Below are 17,807 nucleotides of genomic sequence, written 5' to 3' on the forward strand. Positions count from 1 at the left end.
GCCATGGACCTCGACACGTTCCGCAAGCTGGCCGTCGACCGGCGCGTCATCCCCGTCACCCGCCGCCTCCTCGCGGACGGCGACACCCCGGTGGGCCTCTACCGCAAGCTCGCGGGCGAACGCACCGGCACCTTCCTCCTCGAATCCGCGGAGAACGGCCGCACCTGGTCGCGCTACTCCTTCATCGGCGTACGCAGCGCCGCGACCCTCACCACCCGCGACGGCGAGGCCCACTGGCTCGGCACCCCGCCGGTCGGCGTCCCCGTCGACGGCGACCCGCTGCACGCCCTGCGCGCCACCATCGAGGCCCTGCACACCCCGCACGACCGGGAAGCCGGCCTCCCGCCCTTCACCGGAGGCATGGTCGGCTACCTCGGCTACGACATCGTGCGGCGCCTGGAGAAGATCGGCGACAGCGCCGGCGACGACCTGAAGCTGCCCGAGCTGACGATGCTGCTCACCTCCGACCTCGCGGTCCTGGACCACTGGGACGGCAGCGTCCTGCTCATCGCCAACGCCATCAACCACAACGACCTGGCCAGCGGCGTCGACGAGGCGTACGGCGACGCCGTCGCCCGGCTCGACGCGATGGAGCGGGACCTGCGCCGCCCCGTCGAGAACGCCCCCGCCGCCCTGCCGCCCTCCGAGCTGCCCCCGTACACCGCGCTGTGGGGCGGACCGGCCTACCAGGACGCCGTCGAGGACGTGAAGGAGCGCATCCGGGCCGGCGAAGCCTTCCAGGTCGTGCCCTCCCAGCGCTTCGAGACCCCCTGCACGGCGAGCGCGCTCGACGTCTACCGGGTCCTGCGCGCCACCAACCCCTCGCCGTACATGTACCTCTTCCGGTTCGACGGCTTCGACGTCGCCGGCTCCAGCCCCGAGGCCCTGGTCAAGGTCGAGGACGGCCGGGCCATGGTCCACCCCATCGCCGGCACCCGGCACCGCGGCGCCACCCCCCAGGAGGACCAGGCCCTCGCCGACGAACTCCTCGCCGACCCCAAGGAACGCGCCGAGCACCTGATGCTGGTCGACCTCGGACGCAACGACCTGGGCCGGGTCTGCGAACCGGGCAGCGTCGAGGTCGTCGACTTCATGTCCATCGAGCGCTACTCGCACGTGATGCACATCGTCTCCACCGTCACCGGCAAGGTCGCCGAGGGCCGCACCGCCTTCGACGTCCTGACCGCCTGCTTCCCCGCCGGCACCCTCTCCGGCGCCCCCAAGCCCCGCGCCCTGCAGATCATCGAGGAGCTGGAACCCACCCGCCGCGGCCTGTACGGCGGCTGCGTCGGCTACCTCGACTTCGCCGGGGACTCCGACACCGCCATCGCCATCCGCACCGCCCTGCTGCGCGACGGCACGGCCTACGTCCAGGCCGGGGCGGGCGTCGTCGCCGACTCCGACCCGGCCGCCGAGGACGACGAGTGCCGCAACAAGGCGGCGGCGGTACTCCGCGCCGTCCACACCGCCAACCGCCTCGGCGGCGTCTGAGCAGGCCCCTCACCGGCCCGCGGTGGGCCACCGCGGGCCGGTAAGGGATAGTGGAGTACGTGAGTGCCGTCCCCATACCCCAGCCACGTGCCGAAGCCGCCGACGCGCCCGACAGCGCGGGAAGCCGCCGCAGCCTGGCCGCCGGCCTGCTCCTCGGAGCGGCCGGCGCGACCGTCGTCCTGCTCGCCTCCGGGCAGACCTGGGCCGAGGGCAAGGCCCCGGTCGGCGGCGGCACCCTGCCGCTCAGCGCCGACGGGCAGGACGTCACCGGACTGCCCGCCGCCCTCGCGATCGTCGGCCTGGCCGCCCTCGTCGCCGTCTTCGCCGTGCGCGCCACCGGCCGGCGCGTGGTCGCCGGACTGCTCGCCCTCAGCGGACTCGGTGCCGCGCTGAGCGCCTTCCTCGGCGCGTCCGACAGCGGGGCGCTGGACGAGAAGGCCGCACAGACCAGCGGCGACAGCGCGGCGACCATCACCGCCCTCAGCCACACCGCCTGGCCCTACGTCACGGCCGTCGGCGGCCTGCTGATCCTGCTCGCCGGGCTCCTCGCCCTGCGCTACGGCAGCCGCTGGCCCACGATGTCGGGACGCTACGAGCGCGACGGCACCCCGCGCCCCCGCAAGGCCCCCCGCGCCCCGGACCCGGACCGGCCCGAGGACCTGTGGAAGGCCCTGGACCGCGGCGAGGACCCGACGCGCGAGGCATGACCCCCAAGCTCACGTCGTACCCGCACGTACGGGACAATGACCGTGAGCTCACAGCACAGCGGCAGCCACAGCGGCACCGGCCGTGCGTACAGCGACCCGAGCGATTCCAACAGCGCAACACCAACGAGGAGCAACTCATGGCGGGCAGCAGCCACGGACACACCCCGGCCGCCTGGACCGGTGTCATCATCGCCTTCATCGGCTTCTGCGTCGCGGGCGTCTTCATGGTCGCGGCCAACCCGCTCGGCTTCTGGGCCGGCATGGGCGTCGTCCTCATCGGTGGTGTCGTCGGCCTCGCGATGAAGCTCGCCGGCCTCGGCATGCCGAAGGAGTCGGCGGACCTGGCCGCCGCCAGGGCCCGCGCCGGCCACGCGCAGACCTCTTGATCCAGGACATACGCATGCGAGGCGCAGCCCGGTCCGGGCTGCGCCTTTCCGCGTCAGCGGCGACAATCACCGGGTGGACGCATCGCCTACCCCCGCCGCAGCACCGTCGACGCCGGGCCCAGCCCCGGTGAACGCCGGACCGCCCCCGGTCCCGGAGCCCGCCCCCGGCCCCCCGGCGGGCCCGCCGCTCTTCCCCACCGCCCCCGCGGGCGCCTCGCGGCTGCGCCGGACCGCCACCCCGGTGGGCGTCCTGGCCGCCGTCGTCGGCGCCTTCGGCTACGTCGCCACGGTGGACCCGAACCAGCCGGGCCACTACCCCGTCTGCCCGCTGCTGCGGCTCACCGGCATCTACTGCCCCGGCTGCGGCGGACTGCGCAGCGCCCACGCCTTCGCCCACGGCGACCTGGCGGCGGCCTTCGGCTCCAACGCGCTCGCCGTCGTCGGCTACGGGATCTTCGCCGTGCTCTGGGCGGTGTGGATGGTCCGCGAGGCCACCGGGAAGCCCTGGCGGTTCGCCCTGCGGCCGGTCCACTGGTGGGGGATCGGAGCCGTACTGCTGATCTTCACCGCCGTCCGGAATCTGCCGTTCGGCTCGGCGCTCGCCCCGTGAATGCCCAGGTAGTGGGACGGGCGGTGGCCGGATGCGGGCGCAGCGGCCTCCTGCGGATACCATCGAAGGGGCTGATCCTGTGGCCTGTTACGTTTTTCAGTCACCGTTCCGGAAGGGGGCCGCTCGCGTGAGTGTGCTCGACGAGATCATCGACGGCGTCCGCGCCGACCTCGCGGAGCGGCAGGCGCGCGTCAGCCTCGACGAGCTCAAGGAACGCGCCGCCCGAGCACCCCGTGCCAAGGACGGCGTCGCCGCCCTGCGCGGCGAGGGCGTGACCGTCATCTGCGAGGTCAAGCGCTCCAGCCCCTCCAAGGGCGCGCTCGCCGCCATCGCCGACCCGGCCGCGCTCGCCGCGGACTACGAGGCCGGCGGGGCTTCCGTCATCTCCGTCCTCACCGAGGAGCGCCGCTTCGGCGGTTCGCTGGCCGACCTGGAGGCCGTCCGCGCCAAGGTCGACATCCCGATCCTGCGCAAGGACTTCATCGTCACCTCGTACCAGCTGTGGGAGGCCCGCGCCTACGGTGCCGACCTCGCGCTGCTGATCGTCGCCGCCCTCGAACAGGAGGCGCTGGTCTCCCTGATCGAGCGCGCCGAGTCCATCGGCCTGACGCCGCTGGTCGAGGCGCACGACGAGGAGGAGGCCGAGCGCGCCGTGGAGGCGGGCGCCAGGATCATCGGTGTCAACGCGCGCAACCTGAAGGACCTCAAGGTCGACCGCTCCACCTTCGAGCGCGTCGCCCCCGAGATCCCCGACCACATCGTCAAGGTCGCCGAGTCCGGCGTCCGCGGCCCGCACGACCTCATCGCCTACGCCAACGCCGGCGCCGACGCCGTGCTCGTCGGCGAGTCCCTGGTCACCGGCCGCGACCCGCGCACCGCCGTCGCCGACCTGGTCGCCGCCGGCGCCCACCCGGCCCTGCGCCACGGGCGAGGCTGATCCGGCCGTGTCCCTCCCGCACCCCGAGCCGATGCGCTGCGCACTGCCCACGTGGCACCGCGGCTGCCGGGCCCCGGCCCGCCGTGTACACGGCCGGCGGGTGCGGTACGTGATCGGCGACGAGCCCGGTCAGGTCAACGGCATGCGATGGCGCACGGGGTCCGCGCAGTAGAGCGAGCCCCGGCCGCCGTGACAGCCCAGCCCGCGAGGGCCGGTTCCGTGCGTCCGCATCCGCCCCGGCCCCCGGCCGAGGCGGCGCTCCGCTCACGGCGCACACGGTGTAGACAGCCATGCCATGACGAGGAGCACATCCCAGATGTTGTCCGAATTCTTCATCCCGGACCCCGAGGGTCTGATCCCCAGCGCCGAGGGTTATTTCGGCGCCTACGGCGGAAAGTTCATCCCGGAGGCGCTGGTCGCCGCCGTGGACGAGGTCGCCGACGAGTACGAGAAGGCCAAGGCCGACCCCGCCTTCGCGGCCGAGCTGGGCGAGCTGATGGTCCACTACACCGGCCGTCCCAGCGCCCTCACCGAGGTCCCGCGCTTCGCCGAGCACGCGGGCGGCGCCCGGATCTTCCTCAAGCGCGAGGACCTCAACCACACCGGCTCCCACAAGATCAACAACGTGCTGGGCCAGGCGCTGCTGACCCGGCGCATGGGCAAGACCCGCGTGATCGCCGAGACCGGAGCCGGCCAGCACGGCGTCGCCACCGCGACCGCCTGCGCCCTCTTCGGCCTCGACTGCACCATCTACATGGGCGAGATCGACACCCGGCGGCAGGCGTTGAACGTGGCGCGGATGCGGATGCTGGGCGCCGAGGTCATCGCCGTGAAGTCCGGCTCCCGCACCCTGAAGGACGCCATCAACGAGGCGTTCCGCGACTGGGTCGCCAACGTGGACCGCACCCACTACCTCTTCGGCACGGTCGCGGGCCCGCACCCCTTCCCGGCGATGGTCCGCGACTTCCACCGCGTCATCGGCGTCGAGGCCAGGCGGCAGATCCTGGAGCGGGCCGGCCGGCTACCCGACGCCGCCGTGGCCTGCGTCGGCGGCGGCTCCAACGCCATCGGCCTCTTCCACGCCTTCGTCCCCGACGCGGACGTCCGGCTCATCGGCTGCGAGCCCGCCGGACACGGCGTGGAGACCGGGGAGCACGCGGCGACCCTCACCGCGGGCGAGCCCGGCATCCTGCACGGCTCGCGCAGCTACGTCCTCCAGGACGAGGAGGGCCAGATCACCGAGCCCTACTCCATCTCGGCGGGCCTGGACTACCCGGGCATCGGCCCCGAGCACGCGTACCTCAAGGACGCGGGCCGCGGCGAGTACCGCGCGGTCACCGACGACGCGGCCATGCAGGCGCTGCGCCTGCTCTCCCGTACCGAGGGCATCATCCCGGCCATCGAGAGCGCGCACGCGCTGGCCGGGGCCCTGGAGGTCGGCAAGGAGCTGGGCAGGGACGGGCTGATCCTCATCAACCTGTCCGGCCGGGGCGACAAGGACATGGACACGGCGGCCCGCTACTTCGGGCTGTACGAGACGGACGCCGCCGTCGAGGCGGACGCCGAGGGCGGCAACGCGGAGATCGAGGGGGACGTCCAGTGAGCGGCAACACCGAGCTGCTGAGCACCACGCTCGCCACGGCACGGGCCGAGGACCGGGCCGCGCTGATCGCGTACCTGCCCGCCGGCTTCCCGACCGTCGACGGCGGCATCGAGGCGGTCAAGGCCGTGGTGGCGGGCGGCGCCGACGTCGTCGAGGTGGGCCTGCCGCACAGCGACCCCGTGCTCGACGGCCCCGTCATCCAGACCGCCGACGACATCGCGCTGCGCGGCGGCGTGAAGATCGCCGACGTCATGCGCACGGTGCGCGAGGCGTACGAGGCGACCGGGGCGCCGATCCTCGTCATGACGTACTGGAACCCGATCGACCGGTACGGCGTCGAGCGCTTCACCGCCGAGCTCGCCGAGGCGGGCGGGGCCGGGTGCATCCTGCCCGACCTGCCGGTCCAGGAGTCCGCGCTGTGGCGCGAGCACGCGGAGCGGCACGGCCTCGCCACCGTCTTCGTCGTCGCGCCCAGCAGCAAGGACGAGCGGATCGCCACCATCACGGCGGCCGGCTCCGGCTTCGTCTACGCGGCGTCCCTGATGGGCGTCACCGGCACCCGCGCCTCGGTCGGCGCACAGGCCGAGGACCTGGTGCGGCGCACCCGCGCCACCACCGAGCTGCCGGTCTGCGTCGGCCTCGGCGTCTCCGACGCCGCCCAGGCCGCGGAGGTCGCCGCCTTCGCCGACGGCGTCATCGTCGGCTCGGCCTTCGTCAAGCGGATGCTGGACGCCCCCGACGAGGCGGCGGGCGTCGCGGGCGTCCGTTCGCTGGCGGCCGACCTTGCCGAAGGTGTTCGAAAGCGCTGACACCTGGCGTCATCCGAACGGGTGGACCTCGGACCGGGGAGGCACGCGAGTGCCTCCCCGGGTCGTTGCTGCGGTGTGAGCGAGAAGAATCAACAGGGTAAGAGGGCCGCGCGAGACCGGCTGGTCCAGGAGCGCGAGCAGGCGAAGGCGCGCGACCGCCGCCGCCGGACGCTGATCGTGTCCACGGCGGTGGTGGGGGTCCTGGGGCTGGCCGCCGTCGTCGGTGTGATCGCGGCGAACACCGACGGCAAGAGCGACAAGTCCAAGGCGTCAGGCCCCGCCGTGGCGCCGTCGGGCGCGACCGGCAAGGACGCCCTGGCGATCCGGGTCGGCGCGGACGACGCCCCGTCCACCCTCACCATCTGGGAGGACTTCCGCTGCCCGGTCTGCGCCCAGTTCGAGAACGCCTTCCGCGACACGATCCATCAGCTGGAGCGCGACGGCGAGCTCAAGGTGGACTACCACCTGGCCACGATCATCGACGGCAACATGGGGGGCAGCGGCTCGCTCAAGGCGGCCAACGCGGCGGCCTGCGCGCAGGACGCCGGGAAGTTCTCCGCGTACCACGACGTGCTGTACCGCAACCAGCCGCAGGAGACCGACGACGCCTTCGGGGACAACGCCAAGCTGATCGATCTCGCCAAGAAGGTCGACGGGCTCGACACGCCGGGATTCCGCAGCTGCGTCGAGGACGGCAAGCACGACGCCTGGGTGGAGAAGTCGAACAGGGCCTTCCGCGACGGCGGCTTCCAGGGCACGCCCACCGCGCTGCTCAACGGCGAGTCGATCTTCCCGAAGAAGGGGGACGAGGCGATCACCGCGGCCAACCTGAAGAAGTGGGTCGCCGAGGCCGACAAGGGCAAGAAGCCGGGCACCGCGACGCCCACGCCGTAGCGGCCGGCGCGGGGCCGGTCGGCGTAATCGATGACCCGCTCGTTACCCAGAAGTTGCCGGGCGGGTTGCCGTACCTCCCGCCCGGCAAGGTAGCGTCGACGCTGCCATGAACCTTGCCTACATTCCCAGCCCGTCGACCGGCGTGATCGATCTCGGACCGATCCCGCTGCGCGGCTACGCGTTCTGCATCATCATCGGTGTCTTCGTCGCCGTCTGGTTCGGCAACAAGCGCTGGGTCGCCCGAGGAGGCACCGCCGGCACCGTTGCCGACATCGCCGTCTGGGCCGTGCCCTTCGGGCTTGTCGGCGGCCGGCTCTACCACGTCATCACCGACTACCAGCTGTACTTCAGCGACGGTGAGAACTGGGTCGACGCCTTCAAGATCTGGCAGGGCGGCCTCGGTATCTGGGGTGCGATCGCGCTGGGCGCGGTCGGTGCCTGGATCGGCTGCCGCCGCCGTGGGATTCCGCTGCCCGCCTGGGCCGACGCACTCGCCCCCGGCATCGCCCTCGCCCAGGCATGCGGCCGCTGGGGCAACTGGTTCAACCAGGAGCTGTACGGCAGGGAGACCGACGTCCCGTGGGCGCTGAAGATCAGCGAGGGCCCCAACCGGGTGGCCGGCACCTACCACCCGACCTTCCTGTACGAGTCGCTGTGGTGCATCGGTGTGGCCCTCCTGGTGGTCTGGGCCGACCGCCGCTTCAAGCTCGGGCACGGGCGGGCGTTCGCGCTGTACGTCGCGGCGTACTGCGCGGGGCGCGCGTGGATCGAGTACATGCGCGTGGACGAGGCCCATCACATTCTGGGCCTGCGGCTGAACGTGTGGACCGCCCTCATCGTGTTCGTGCTGGCGGTGACGTACATCGTGGTCTCGGCGAGGGTGCGGCCGGGGCGCGAGGAGGTTGTCGAGCCCCGGGCGCCGGAGGCGCCGGAGGGCTCGGAGAAGGCGGATGCGGCTGAGGCGGACGAGCCTGTCGAGGCTGCGGACGCGGACGCAGATGCGGACGCGGATGCGCCGAAGGCGGACGGGACGGCAGAGGCGGCCAAGGGCTGACGTCGCGCAAGCTGAGTGAGGGGCCGCCGAGATTCTCGGCGGCCCCTCACCGTTGTGCGGTGTCCTCAATCGCCGGACGGGCTTGATCTCGCCAGCGCAAGCGTTCGTTGCGCCTGCGCAACCACCGCCGCGTCCACGAAGCGGCCGTCCGGGAGGGCCTGGGCCCCTGCCTGGTCGCGGGCCGCTTCCACGATGTGCCAGGCCGCTTCGATCTCCTGCGGCGTCGGCCGGAACGCCCGTTCGATCACCGGGAGCTGCCGGGGGTGGATCGCCGCCCGGCCGAGGAAGCCCAGCGTCCGGCCGTGGGCGCAAGAGGTCCACAGGCCGTCCAGGTCCCGGACGTCCGGGAACACCGACTGGGCCGGCGGTGCCAGGCCGGCCGCGCGGGCGGCGACCACCACCCGGCTGCGCGACCAGTCGAGCCCCGCGTCCTCCCGTACGCCCAGGTCGGCCCTCAGGTCCGCCTCGCCCAGGGCGATGGCGTGGACCTGGGGGTGGGCGGAGGCCACCGAGTACGCGTGCTCGATGCCGAGTGCGGACTCCAGCAGCGGGCAGAGGGCGACCCCGGGGGCCAGCGCCGCGATGTGGTGGACGGACGCGGCGTGGGTGATCTTCGGCAGCCGCAGCCCGCCGAGGCCCGGCAGCCCCGCCAGGGCCAGGACGTCCGCCTCGTCGTTGACCCGGACGTGGACCGGCGGCGCCGTGGCGGAGGGCGGGTCGGACAGGAGCTCCACCGTCGCCGAGCGCGCGTACTCCTTGCGGTCGGGGGCGACCGCGTCCTCCAGGTCGACGATCACCACGTCCGCCCCCGCGACGGCCGCCTTGCGGATGACGTCGGGCCGGTCCCCGGGCACGTACAGCAGGGTGAGAGGGGCCGCCGTGCTCACAGCACCCGCTCCGCCCGCAGCGCCGAGATCTCCGGGCCGCTCAGCCCCAGCTCGGTGAGGATCTCCTCGGTGTCGGCCCCGTGCGGGCGGCCCGTCCAGCGGATCGCCCCCGGGGTCCGGGAGAGCCGGAAGAGGACGTTCTGCATCCGCAGCGGGCCCAGCTCCGGGTCGTCCACCTCGGTGACGGAGTCCAGGGCGCGGTACTGCGGGTCCTCCATCACGTCCCGGACGTCGTGGATGGGCGCGATGGCGGCCTGCGCCTTCTCGAACGCGGACAGGGCCTCGTCCCGGGTGTGCCGGGCGATCCAGTGCCCGACGGCCTCGTCCAGCTCGTCGCTGTGCTCGGCACGGGTGGTGCCGGACGCGAACCACGGCTCGTCGATCAGGTCCGCCCGCCCGACCAGGCGCATCACCCGTTCCGCGACGGACTGGGCGGAGGTGGAGACGGCCACCCACTGCCCGTCCGAGGTGCGGTAGGTGTTGCGGGGGGCGTTGTTGCGCGAGCGGTTGCCGGTGCGCGGCTGTACGTAACCGAGCTGGTCGTACCAGAGCGGCTGCGGGCCGAGCACGGTCAGGATCGGTTCGATGATCGCCATGTCGACCACCTGGCCCTCGCCGGTGCGGTCGCGCCCGGCCAGCGCGGCCATCACCGCGTACGCCGTGGCGAGCGCCGCGATCGAGTCGGCCAGCCCGAACGGCGGCAGGGTCGGCGGCCCGTCCGGCTCCCCGGTGATCGCCGCGAAGCCGCTCATCGCCTCGGCGAGGGTGCCGAAGCCGGGCCGGTGGGCGTACGGGCCGAACTGGCCGAAGCCCGTGACGCGGACCAGCACCAGGCGCGGGTTGACGGCGTGCAGCTCCGCCGGTCCGAGGCCCCAGCGCTCCAGCGTGCCCGGCCGGAAGTTCTCGATGATCACATCGGTGCCGGCGGCGAGCCGCAGGAGCAGATCGCGGCCGTCCGGGCAGGACAGGTCCAGTGTCAGGTTGCGCTTGTTGCGGCCGAGCAGCTTCCACCACAGGCCGATGCCGTCCTTCGCGGGTCCGTGTCCCCGGGAGGGGTCGGGGCGGGTCGGATGCTCGACCTTGATCACCTCGGCGCCGAAGTCGCCGAGCATCGTGGCGCAGAGCGGGCCCGCGAACAGCGTGGCGAGATCGACGACGCGCAGCCCGGTCAGCGGCGCCGCCTCCGGGGCGCTCACGCGGTGTCGATTTCGCTGCGGTACGGCATGGAGGCCGAGGCGCCCGGTTTCTGTACGCAGAGTGCGGCGGCCGCCGAGGCCCAGGCGATGGCCTGCGGCACCGGGCGCCCCTCGCCCAGCGCCACGGCGAGCGTGCCGACGAAGGTGTCCCCGGCGCCGGTCGTGTCCACGGCGGAGACGTCCGGGGCGGGGAAGTGGATGGCCCGGCCGCCCCGGGCCGCGTACAGGCAGCCCTTCGCGCCGAGCGTGATGAGCACCGCCGGCACCTGGCTGAGCAGGATCTCCGCCGCCGCGTGCGGCTCTTCGTGGCCGGACAGCTCGGCGGCCTCGTGCTCGTTGGGGATCAGCAGATCGACGTGGTCGAGGAGTTCGGCGGGCAGCTTCTGCACCGGGGAGGGGGTGAGCACGGTCCGTACGCCCTGGGCGTGGCCGGCCCTCGCCCCCTCGATCACGGCGGACAGCGGCAGCTCCAGTTGCAGCAGCAGCAGATCGGCCTCGGCGATGGCGGCGATCTCGCCCGGGCCGAGCGAGGTGACGGTGCCGTTGGCGCCGGGGATGACCACGATCGCGTTGGAGCCCTCGGCGTCGACCACGATGTGCGCGGTGCCGCTGGGGCCCTCGGCCGTGTGCAGGAGGTCGGTGTCGACGCCGGAGTGCTCCAGGCTCTCCCGCATCCGTACGCCGTACTCGTCGTCGCCGACCGCACCGATCATCAGCACGTCACCGCCGGCGCGGGCCGCGGCGACGGCCTGGTTGGCGCCCTTGCCGCCGGGGATGGTGCGGAACTCCCGTCCGGTGACGGTCTGCCCGCGTTCCGGGGCCCGGTCGACGTAGGCCACAAGATCCATATTGGTGCTGCCGAGCACCGCGACTCTGGTCATGGGCGGAGTGCCTCCTCGTGGGTGAGCCGGTGGGTCAGGTCGGCCAGGGTGTCGAAACCGGCCGAGTCGAATCCGGGGACGGACGTGGCGAGCCGGTTCTTCAGCGGGGTGGTCCACCGGTCCGGCAGCGCGTCCGGGCGCCCGGCGAGCAGTCCGGCGAGCGAACCGGCGGTCGCGCCGTTGGAGTCGGTGTCCCAGCCGCCGGAGACAGCCCGGCAGATGGAACCGGTGAAGTCGCCGTCGGCATGGGTGAGGGCGGCGGCCAGCAGAGTCGCGTTGGGCAGCACATGCACCCAGTGATACCTGCCGTACACCGTGTGCAACCGGTCGACGACCGTATCGAAATCATGTTCCGCGCGGGCCGCCGCGATCCCGTCCCGTACCGCCCGGGCGTACCGCGAGCGCGGCGGCACCACCCGCAGCCCCGTGGCCAGGCAGCCGTGCACGTCCCGCTCGCCGGTGGCGGCCTCGGCCAGGGCCGCCGCCGTGAACATCGCGCCGTAGACGCCGTTCCCGGTGTGGGTGAGGACCGCGTCGCGGTACGCCTGCTCCGCCGCCCCGGCCGGGTCGCCGGGGCGGGTCCAGCCGTGCACGTCGGCCCGGATCTGGGCGCCGATCCACTCGCGGAACGGGTTGCGGTGGCGGGCGGTGTCCGGCGGCTCCACCCCGTCGAGCAGATTGCGGTACGCGACCCGCTCGGCGGTGAACGTACGCCCCGCCGGAAGCTCGTCCAGCCACAGCCGGGCCAGGTCGGCGGTGGTGAACGACCGGCCGTGCCGCCGGAGCAGCAACAGGGCGAGCAGCGGGTGGTCGAGGTCGTCGTCCTCGGGCATCCCGTCGATGTTCTCGGCCAGCGAGGTTCCCGCGGAGCGCCGGTTCCACGGGTAGGCGGCGGCCAGCGACGGGGGCAGGCCCCGGGCGGTGAACCAGGTGTTCAGCGGCCAGTTCCCGGTGGCGCGGGCCAGGGCGCGGATGCCCTCCAGCGGCAGCTTCTCGACCGGCTTGCCCAGCAGGCACCCGGCGGCGCGCCCCAGCCAGGCCGCGTGCAGCCGTTCCCGGCCGGCCGCCGGCTGGGCGCTCCGGGTGCGCGGCCACTGCGGGCAGGCGGCCCGGATCGCGTCCAGGCAGGTCGGTTCGTCGTCCGCCAGCGGGGATTCCAGCAGGGCGAGTTCGTCCAGCAGCCGCTCGGCGACCGCGCGCAGCCCGGGAGGGGCGCCGGGAGCGGAGGCGCCCGCGCGCTCCGGGGCGGGGGAGCCGCCGGCCTCGTACCACCGGCGCGCGATGTCGCGCGCGTCGCGCCCGTCCTCGGCGGCCTGCCGCAGCTCGTGGCCCACCAGGTCCTCCGGCTGCACCCAGGTCACGCGCACCGCCGTGGTCACGGGGTGCCCGCCAGCGTGGCGAAGGCGGCCTCGTGGGCGCGGCGGCGGGCGGTGTCCTGCGCGAACACCTCGCGGGCCACCTCCGCGAGGGTCCGGGCCGGGGCACGCAGGTCGAGGCGGCTGGCCTCGGCGACCGTCGCCGCCCAGTCGGCGGGGATGGCCCGCTCGCCGTGCAGGGCGCCCGCGAGCGCGCCGCTCATGGTGGCGATCGAGTCGCAGTCGCGCCCGTAGTTGACCGAACCGAGCACCGCCCGCCGGTAGTCCCCGCCGGCGACGAGCAGCATGCCGAGCGCGATGGGAAGCTCCTCGATGGCGTGCAGCCGCGACGGGCGGCGGGCGCCGAGCGAGGGCGCGCGGTAGTCGGGGCCGACCGTGTCGAACGGGGCGACGGCCTCGCGCAACGGGGCGAGCGCGGCCTCGAAGTCCTGGTAGCGGGCGGCGGTTTCGCAGACGGCATCGATGGCGGCGCGGGTACCGTCCTTGGCCAGCGACAGACAGGTCTCCACGACCGTCTCTGGCGTCGCCCGGGGCGCGCAGGCGGCGGCGACGGCCGCCGCGAAGACGCCCGCCGCCTCCCTGCCGTAACTCGACTGATGGGCGCCCGCCACATCGAGCGCCTCGGCGTACGCGGCGTGCGGCTGGGCGGCGTTCACCAGCCCGACCGGCGCCATGTACATCGCCGCCCCGCAGTTGACGATGTTTCCGCAGCCCGCCTCGCGCGGGTCCACGTGCCCGTAGTGCAGCCGGGCGACGATCCACTTCTCGGCGAGGAAGACCCGCTGGAGCGGCAGCGCCTCGGCCTCCAGCTCCGGAATCCAGCGCGTTTCGCCGATCAGCTCCGGCACGAGGTGGTCGGCCACCGCGTACGCGTCGAGACGGCCGCGCACCTTCCCGTACACCCGCACCAGCGCATGGGTCATCAAGGTGTCGTCGGTGACGTGCCCGTCTCCCTTGTGGTACGGGGCGATCGGGCGGGCGGTGCGCCAGTCGTCGCCGTCCCACGGGCCGACGACGCCGGTGATCCGGCCGCCGTGGCGGGCCGCGATCTGCTCCGGGGGGCGGCCCTCGACCGGGCCGCCGAGCGCGTCGCCGACCGCGGCGCCGACGAGGGCGCCCGCGATCCGGTCATCGAGCGTGGGCGCCGTGGGTGTCGTGGGGGACGCGGACGACGTGGGCGCCAGGGGCACTGTGGATGTCATGTCCGAATTGTCCACCCGTGGGTGCCGGTTCCGTGTCTGCCAGCAGCCCGGCGAGTTCGATCAGGTCCGTGCCCGCGAGACGGGGCAGCGCGCACCCGGCCAGCGTCCGGCACGCCTCGCGCCAGCCGTCGGGCACGGAGCCGAGCGACCCCAGCGCGCCGGTCAGCGCCCCGGCCAGGGCGGGGGCCGAGTCCGCGACCCGCGACAGGCAGGCCGCCGCGGGCACCGCCTGCGCGATGTCGCCCCGGGCCGCGGTGGTCAGCGCGAGGGCGACGGGGACGGTCTCGGCGGCGGCGATCCCGTAGCTGTAGACGTGGTCCACGATCTGGTGCTCCAACACGGGGACCAGGGCGAACGCCCCGGCCCGCTCACCGGCGAACTCCCGGGCGATCCGGACCGCGTGGGCCGCGTTGCGCGCGATCTCGGTGCCCTCGGGGAGCTGGGCGAGCGCGGCGTTCACCGCCGTGTCGACGTCCGCACCGGCCAGCGCCTCGGCGCACGCGGCGGCCATGGCCCGCGCCCCGTGCACCCCGTCGCCGTCCTGCGTGTAGCGCGCGTCGAACTCCGCGAGTCCGGCCGCCGCGACCGGGTCCCCGGGGTGTACGACGGCGAGCACGGCGGCCCGTACGCACGCCGCGTCGTCGAAGTAGTGCGGGTTGTCGTGGCCGGTGGCGGGCGGGCGGAGTCCGGCGGCGAGGTTGCCGAGCCCGGCCCGCACCGAGATCCGGGCGCGCAGCGGCAGCACCGCCGACTCCACCTCGGGCGCGCGTGCCGCGGCGGCGGCGACCTCGGCGGCGAGGGAGTTCCAGGCACCGGCGACGGCGGCGCGCACGCAAGCGTCGCCGGGGGCGGAGGAGGTACGGGCCTGGGCGGGTCCGGCGGTCGATGCGGTCCGCATCTGCCCGGTGCCGGCCCGCGCCCGTCCGGCGGTTGCGGCCAGCACGGTGCCCGCCGCGAACGCCGCCCACTCGGCGTCGTCGGACGGGCCGAGCCGCAGCGGTTCGGGTGGCTGGTTGAGCGCGATGGGGACGGGCAGCGTGGTCGTCGCGTTCTGCTCGGCGAAGGTGTCCAGTTCGCGGGTCAGACGCCGGGTCCACTCCGGCATCCGGGCCGCCCGGTGCCGCGCGGCCGGCCACCCCGCCGCGTCCCCGGCGGCCAGCCCGATCAGCAGCCCCTCGATCCGGGCCCGCCACGCGCCGCTCATCGCGGCCCCGCCCCGGCGCGGGCGGGACGGGCGTCCCGGCAGTTGGCACCGTCCGCCGCCGGTCTGGGGCCCACCCGTTCACCCGTGCCCGCCGCCGGGCCGGCCCCCGGCGTTGCGAGGGCGTCGCCCGGCGATCCGCCCGCGCCACCCGCCGCGGGCCCCGGCGCGAGCAGGTCCGCGATGTCCAGCACGTGGTAGCCGCGCATCGAGGGCAGGCAGCTCCCGCGCACCGGCCCGATCGCCTCCGCCCAGACGCGCGGGACGGCCGACGCCCCGTGCAGCGCCCCGGCCAGCGCACCCGCCACCGCGGCCGTCGTATCGGCGTCCCGGCCCATGTTGACCGCCATGAGCACCGCCGTGCGGAAGTCGCCGCGCGCCGCCGCGAACGCCCCGAACGCCAGGCCCACCGCCTCCGGCGCCAGATCCGTCCAGGGATAGCCGCCGACCACCACCGCCGAGCGCACCGCGCGTTCCCCGGTGAGCCGGTCGGGGTACGGGCGCTGCGCCGCCGTCACCGCGCGGCGCAGCGAGCGGGCCGTCCAGGAGTCCATGGGGACGACGGAGAGCGCGGCGGCGATCACGGAGGTGACCCCGGCCCCGGTCATCGCGGCCGCCACCCCGGCGGCCACCGCCTGGCCGCCGTAGATGCCCTCGCCCTCGTGGCTGACCCGGCCGTCGACCGCGACCAGCCGGGCCGCCTCGTCGGGGCGCCCGGCCGCGAAGACGCCGAAGGGCGCGGCCCGCATCGCCAGGCCGTCGCTCCAGGCGTGCCGGTGCTGGGCGGAGATGGGGGCGGCCAGGCCCCGGCGCAGGTTCTCCAGCGTGCCGCGCTCGCTGAAGCCCGCGCCCCGGAACGGCCCCTCGTCCACGTCCGCGATCCACATCCGCCAGGCCCGCTCCACATCCGTGACGGTCAGCGCCGAACCGTGCCGGGCCAGCAGCAGCCCGGAGAAGATCGCGTACTCGGTGTCGTCGGTGCCGGCCGGGTCGTCGCTGACGAAGCCCTCGATCCGGCCCCAGCGGCGGCGGATCTCGGAGGGCCGCATGTTCTCCGCCGGGGCGCCGAGCGCGTCGCCGACCGCCAGGCCGAGCAGCGCGCCCCTGGCCCGGTCGCCGGGCCCGCCCCGGTCCGGGTCGTCGGCCGGGAGCCGGGCCGTCCTTGTGCCGCCCGCCCGCGGTGCCGCCGGATTTCCTGCGACCGTCTCCATCGCGTCGACCCTTCGCTCGTACCGAGCCAGTTCTCGTCCCTGTGGGATCCGTTCCACGCGGAGCCGGTACGAAGACCGGTAATCCCCACAAAAGGGCCACTCGGATGAAACCTTCCGGACAGCAAGGCAAGCCGTACCTATCCGGTTACGCAGGGTGGTAAGTACGGCCTGCCTTGCTGGCGGGGGCCGTTTTTCGTGCGTATTTTCGACGGTGTCGAGTGGGGGCGGAGCGGGTGAATTCCGTTCCGGAGAAGGGGAGTGACAGCTGTGGCCATCATCGAGACCGACGCCGTACTGCACGAGGCGCACCGGGACAACCACACCCACCGTGACGTGAACGGCGGCTGGCTGCGTCCGGCGGTCTTCGGTGCGATGGACGGGCTCGTCTCGAACCTGGCCCTGATGACCGGTGTCGCGGGCGGCGACGTCTCGCACCGCACCATCGTGATCACCGGCCTGGCCGGTCTCGCCGCCGGTGCCTTCTCCATGGCGGCCGGTGAGTACACCTCCGTGGCCTCCCAGCGCGAGCTGGTCGAGGCGGAGCTGGACGTCGAGCGGCGGGAGCTGCGCAAGCACCCGGTGGACGAGGAGCGGGAGCTCGCCGAGCTCTACGTGTCCCGGGGCGTCGAGCCGGTGCTGGCCCGCGAGGTGGCCCGGCAGCTCTCGCGCGACCCGGAGCAGGCGCTCGAAATACACGCCCGCGAGGAGCTGGGCATCGACCCCGGCGACCTGCCCTCGCCGCTGGTGGCCGCCGTCTCCTCGTTCGGCGCGTTCGCGCTCGGCGCGCTGCTGCCCGTGCTGCCCTTCCTGCTCGGCGCGGACGCGCTGTGGCCGGCCGTGCTGCTCGCCCTGGCCGGACTGTTCGGCTGCGGCGCGGTGGTGGCCCGGGTCACGGCCCGCAGCTGGTGGTTCAGCGGGCTGCGGCAGCTGACGCTCGGCGGGGCGGCCGCCGCGATCACGTACGGTCTGGGCACGCTGTTCGGTGTGGCCGTCGGGGGCTGAGGCGGCCCGGCCGGTCACGCGACCGGTCCGTGACCTGTGCGTCATCCGTGTGACGTACGTCTTGGTCCGCGCCACTGGGCGCGATGGCATTGCGCGTCGTAAAATGAGTCTCTATGCAGGGCTACACATAAGTAGCCATTACCCGGCGGTTTCGTCTTCTCTCCCACCGGGCAAGAGCCGTAGGCACCACGGGCAACGACGCCTGTGCTCCGCGGGTCCCGGGCGCCGATCCTCCGACAGCGACCCTCGACACCGTCATCGACGTTGTCCGTATGTTGGAACGATCCATCCGCTTTGTGAGAAGCGCCCCATCATGTAATCTGCATCAACTTTTCGCAGAGGGCCAACGTCGTCCCTCGG

Annotated in this window: 17 protein-coding genes; 10 read left to right on the forward strand and 7 right to left on the reverse strand. The window is 74.0% G+C overall.

Annotated features, from left to right (window positions below; all coding sequences use genetic code 11):
• Positions 1 to 3: 3 nt before the first annotated feature.
• The 9 genes from E6R18_RS03415 to lgt all read left to right on the forward strand — a co-directional run bounded on the left by E6R18_RS03415 (position 4) and on the right by lgt (position 8,491).
• A complete protein-coding gene (locus E6R18_RS03415) occupies positions 4 to 1,491 on the forward strand; it encodes an anthranilate synthase component I (RefSeq protein ID WP_136315324.1) in 1,488 nt (495 codons plus the stop codon).
• 50 nt (positions 1,492 to 1,541) lie between these two features.
• On the forward strand, positions 1,542 to 2,198 hold the full coding sequence (locus E6R18_RS03420) for a TIGR02234 family membrane protein (protein ID WP_136315325.1): 657 nt from the start codon (positions 1,542 to 1,544) through the stop codon (positions 2,196 to 2,198).
• A 137-nt stretch (positions 2,199 to 2,335) separates the two neighbouring features.
• Positions 2,336 to 2,584 carry an HGxxPAAW family protein gene (locus tag E6R18_RS03425; RefSeq protein WP_136315326.1) on the forward strand — a complete coding sequence of 83 codons (249 nt, stop codon included), beginning with the start codon at positions 2,336 to 2,338 and terminating at the stop codon, positions 2,582 to 2,584.
• A 127-nt stretch (positions 2,585 to 2,711) separates the two neighbouring features.
• Complete coding sequence (locus tag E6R18_RS03430; protein ID WP_136315406.1) at positions 2,712 to 3,194, forward strand: DUF2752 domain-containing protein; 483 nt, start codon at positions 2,712 to 2,714, stop codon at positions 3,192 to 3,194.
• A 127-nt stretch (positions 3,195 to 3,321) separates the two neighbouring features.
• Positions 3,322 to 4,131 carry an indole-3-glycerol phosphate synthase TrpC gene (gene trpC, locus E6R18_RS03435; RefSeq protein ID WP_136315327.1) on the forward strand — a complete coding sequence of 270 codons (810 nt, stop codon included), beginning with the start codon at positions 3,322 to 3,324 and terminating at the stop codon, positions 4,129 to 4,131.
• A 316-nt stretch (positions 4,132 to 4,447) separates the two neighbouring features.
• On the forward strand, positions 4,448 to 5,734 hold the full coding sequence (gene trpB / locus E6R18_RS03440; RefSeq protein WP_136315328.1) for a tryptophan synthase subunit beta: 1,287 nt from the start codon (positions 4,448 to 4,450) through the stop codon (positions 5,732 to 5,734).
• Positions 5,731 to 6,543 carry a tryptophan synthase subunit alpha gene (gene trpA / locus E6R18_RS03445; RefSeq protein WP_136315329.1) on the forward strand — a complete coding sequence of 271 codons (813 nt, stop codon included), beginning with the start codon at positions 5,731 to 5,733 and terminating at the stop codon, positions 6,541 to 6,543. Before trpB ends, trpA begins: the two co-directional genes overlap by 4 nt.
• Before the next feature lie 75 nt (positions 6,544 to 6,618).
• Positions 6,619 to 7,437 (forward strand): thioredoxin domain-containing protein, encoded by an 819-nt coding sequence (locus tag E6R18_RS03450; protein WP_136315330.1) that lies wholly within the window; start codon positions 6,619 to 6,621, stop codon positions 7,435 to 7,437.
• A gap of 106 nt (positions 7,438 to 7,543) precedes the next feature.
• Positions 7,544 to 8,491 (forward strand): prolipoprotein diacylglyceryl transferase, encoded by a 948-nt coding sequence (gene lgt, locus E6R18_RS03455; protein WP_136315331.1) that lies wholly within the window; start codon positions 7,544 to 7,546, stop codon positions 8,489 to 8,491.
• 65 nt (positions 8,492 to 8,556) lie between these two features.
• On the opposite strand, the gene E6R18_RS03460 is transcribed toward lgt, so the two are convergent.
• Genes E6R18_RS03460 through E6R18_RS03490 form a run of 7 tightly spaced genes read right to left on the reverse strand, consistent with a single transcriptional unit; the run spans position 8,557 to position 16,445 of the window.
• Positions 8,557 to 9,378, reverse strand: a complete 822-nt coding sequence (locus tag E6R18_RS03460; protein ID WP_136315332.1) for a CoA ester lyase — start codon at positions 9,376 to 9,378, stop codon at positions 8,557 to 8,559.
• Positions 9,375 to 10,574: a CoA transferase gene (locus tag E6R18_RS03465; RefSeq protein WP_136315333.1), complete on the reverse strand. Its 1,200-nt coding sequence runs from the start codon at positions 10,572 to 10,574 to the stop codon at positions 9,375 to 9,377. The genes E6R18_RS03460 and E6R18_RS03465 overlap by 4 nt, the downstream gene beginning before the upstream one ends.
• Entirely contained in the window at positions 10,571 to 11,455 is an 885-nt protein-coding gene (rbsK, locus tag E6R18_RS03470) for a ribokinase (RefSeq protein ID WP_136315334.1), read from the reverse strand. Before rbsK ends, E6R18_RS03465 begins: the two co-directional genes overlap by 4 nt.
• Positions 11,452 to 12,834 (reverse strand): ADP-ribosylglycohydrolase family protein, encoded by a 1,383-nt coding sequence (locus tag E6R18_RS03475; protein WP_136315335.1) that lies wholly within the window; start codon positions 12,832 to 12,834, stop codon positions 11,452 to 11,454. Before E6R18_RS03475 ends, rbsK begins: the two co-directional genes overlap by 4 nt.
• On the reverse strand, positions 12,831 to 14,033 hold the full coding sequence (locus E6R18_RS03480) for an ADP-ribosylglycohydrolase family protein (RefSeq protein ID WP_136315336.1): 1,203 nt from the start codon (positions 14,031 to 14,033) through the stop codon (positions 12,831 to 12,833). Before E6R18_RS03480 ends, E6R18_RS03475 begins: the two co-directional genes overlap by 4 nt.
• Positions 13,960 to 15,237 carry an ADP-ribosylglycohydrolase family protein gene (locus E6R18_RS03485; protein ID WP_136315337.1) on the reverse strand — a complete coding sequence of 426 codons (1,278 nt, stop codon included), beginning with the start codon at positions 15,235 to 15,237 and terminating at the stop codon, positions 13,960 to 13,962. The genes E6R18_RS03480 and E6R18_RS03485 overlap by 74 nt, the downstream gene beginning before the upstream one ends.
• On the reverse strand, positions 15,234 to 16,445 hold the full coding sequence (locus E6R18_RS03490) for an ADP-ribosylglycohydrolase family protein (RefSeq protein WP_240799578.1): 1,212 nt from the start codon (positions 16,443 to 16,445) through the stop codon (positions 15,234 to 15,236). Before E6R18_RS03490 ends, E6R18_RS03485 begins: the two co-directional genes overlap by 4 nt.
• A 267-nt stretch (positions 16,446 to 16,712) precedes the next feature.
• On the opposite strand from E6R18_RS03490, the gene E6R18_RS03495 reads away from it, so the two are divergent.
• Entirely contained in the window at positions 16,713 to 17,447 is a 735-nt protein-coding gene (locus E6R18_RS03495) for a VIT1/CCC1 transporter family protein (RefSeq protein ID WP_136315338.1), read from the forward strand.
• Positions 17,448 to 17,807: the final 360 nt, after the last annotated feature.

It is taken from the genome of Streptomyces sp. A1277, from assembly GCF_004795015.1.
Lineage (GTDB): Bacteria > Actinomycetota > Actinomycetes > Streptomycetales > Streptomycetaceae > Streptomyces.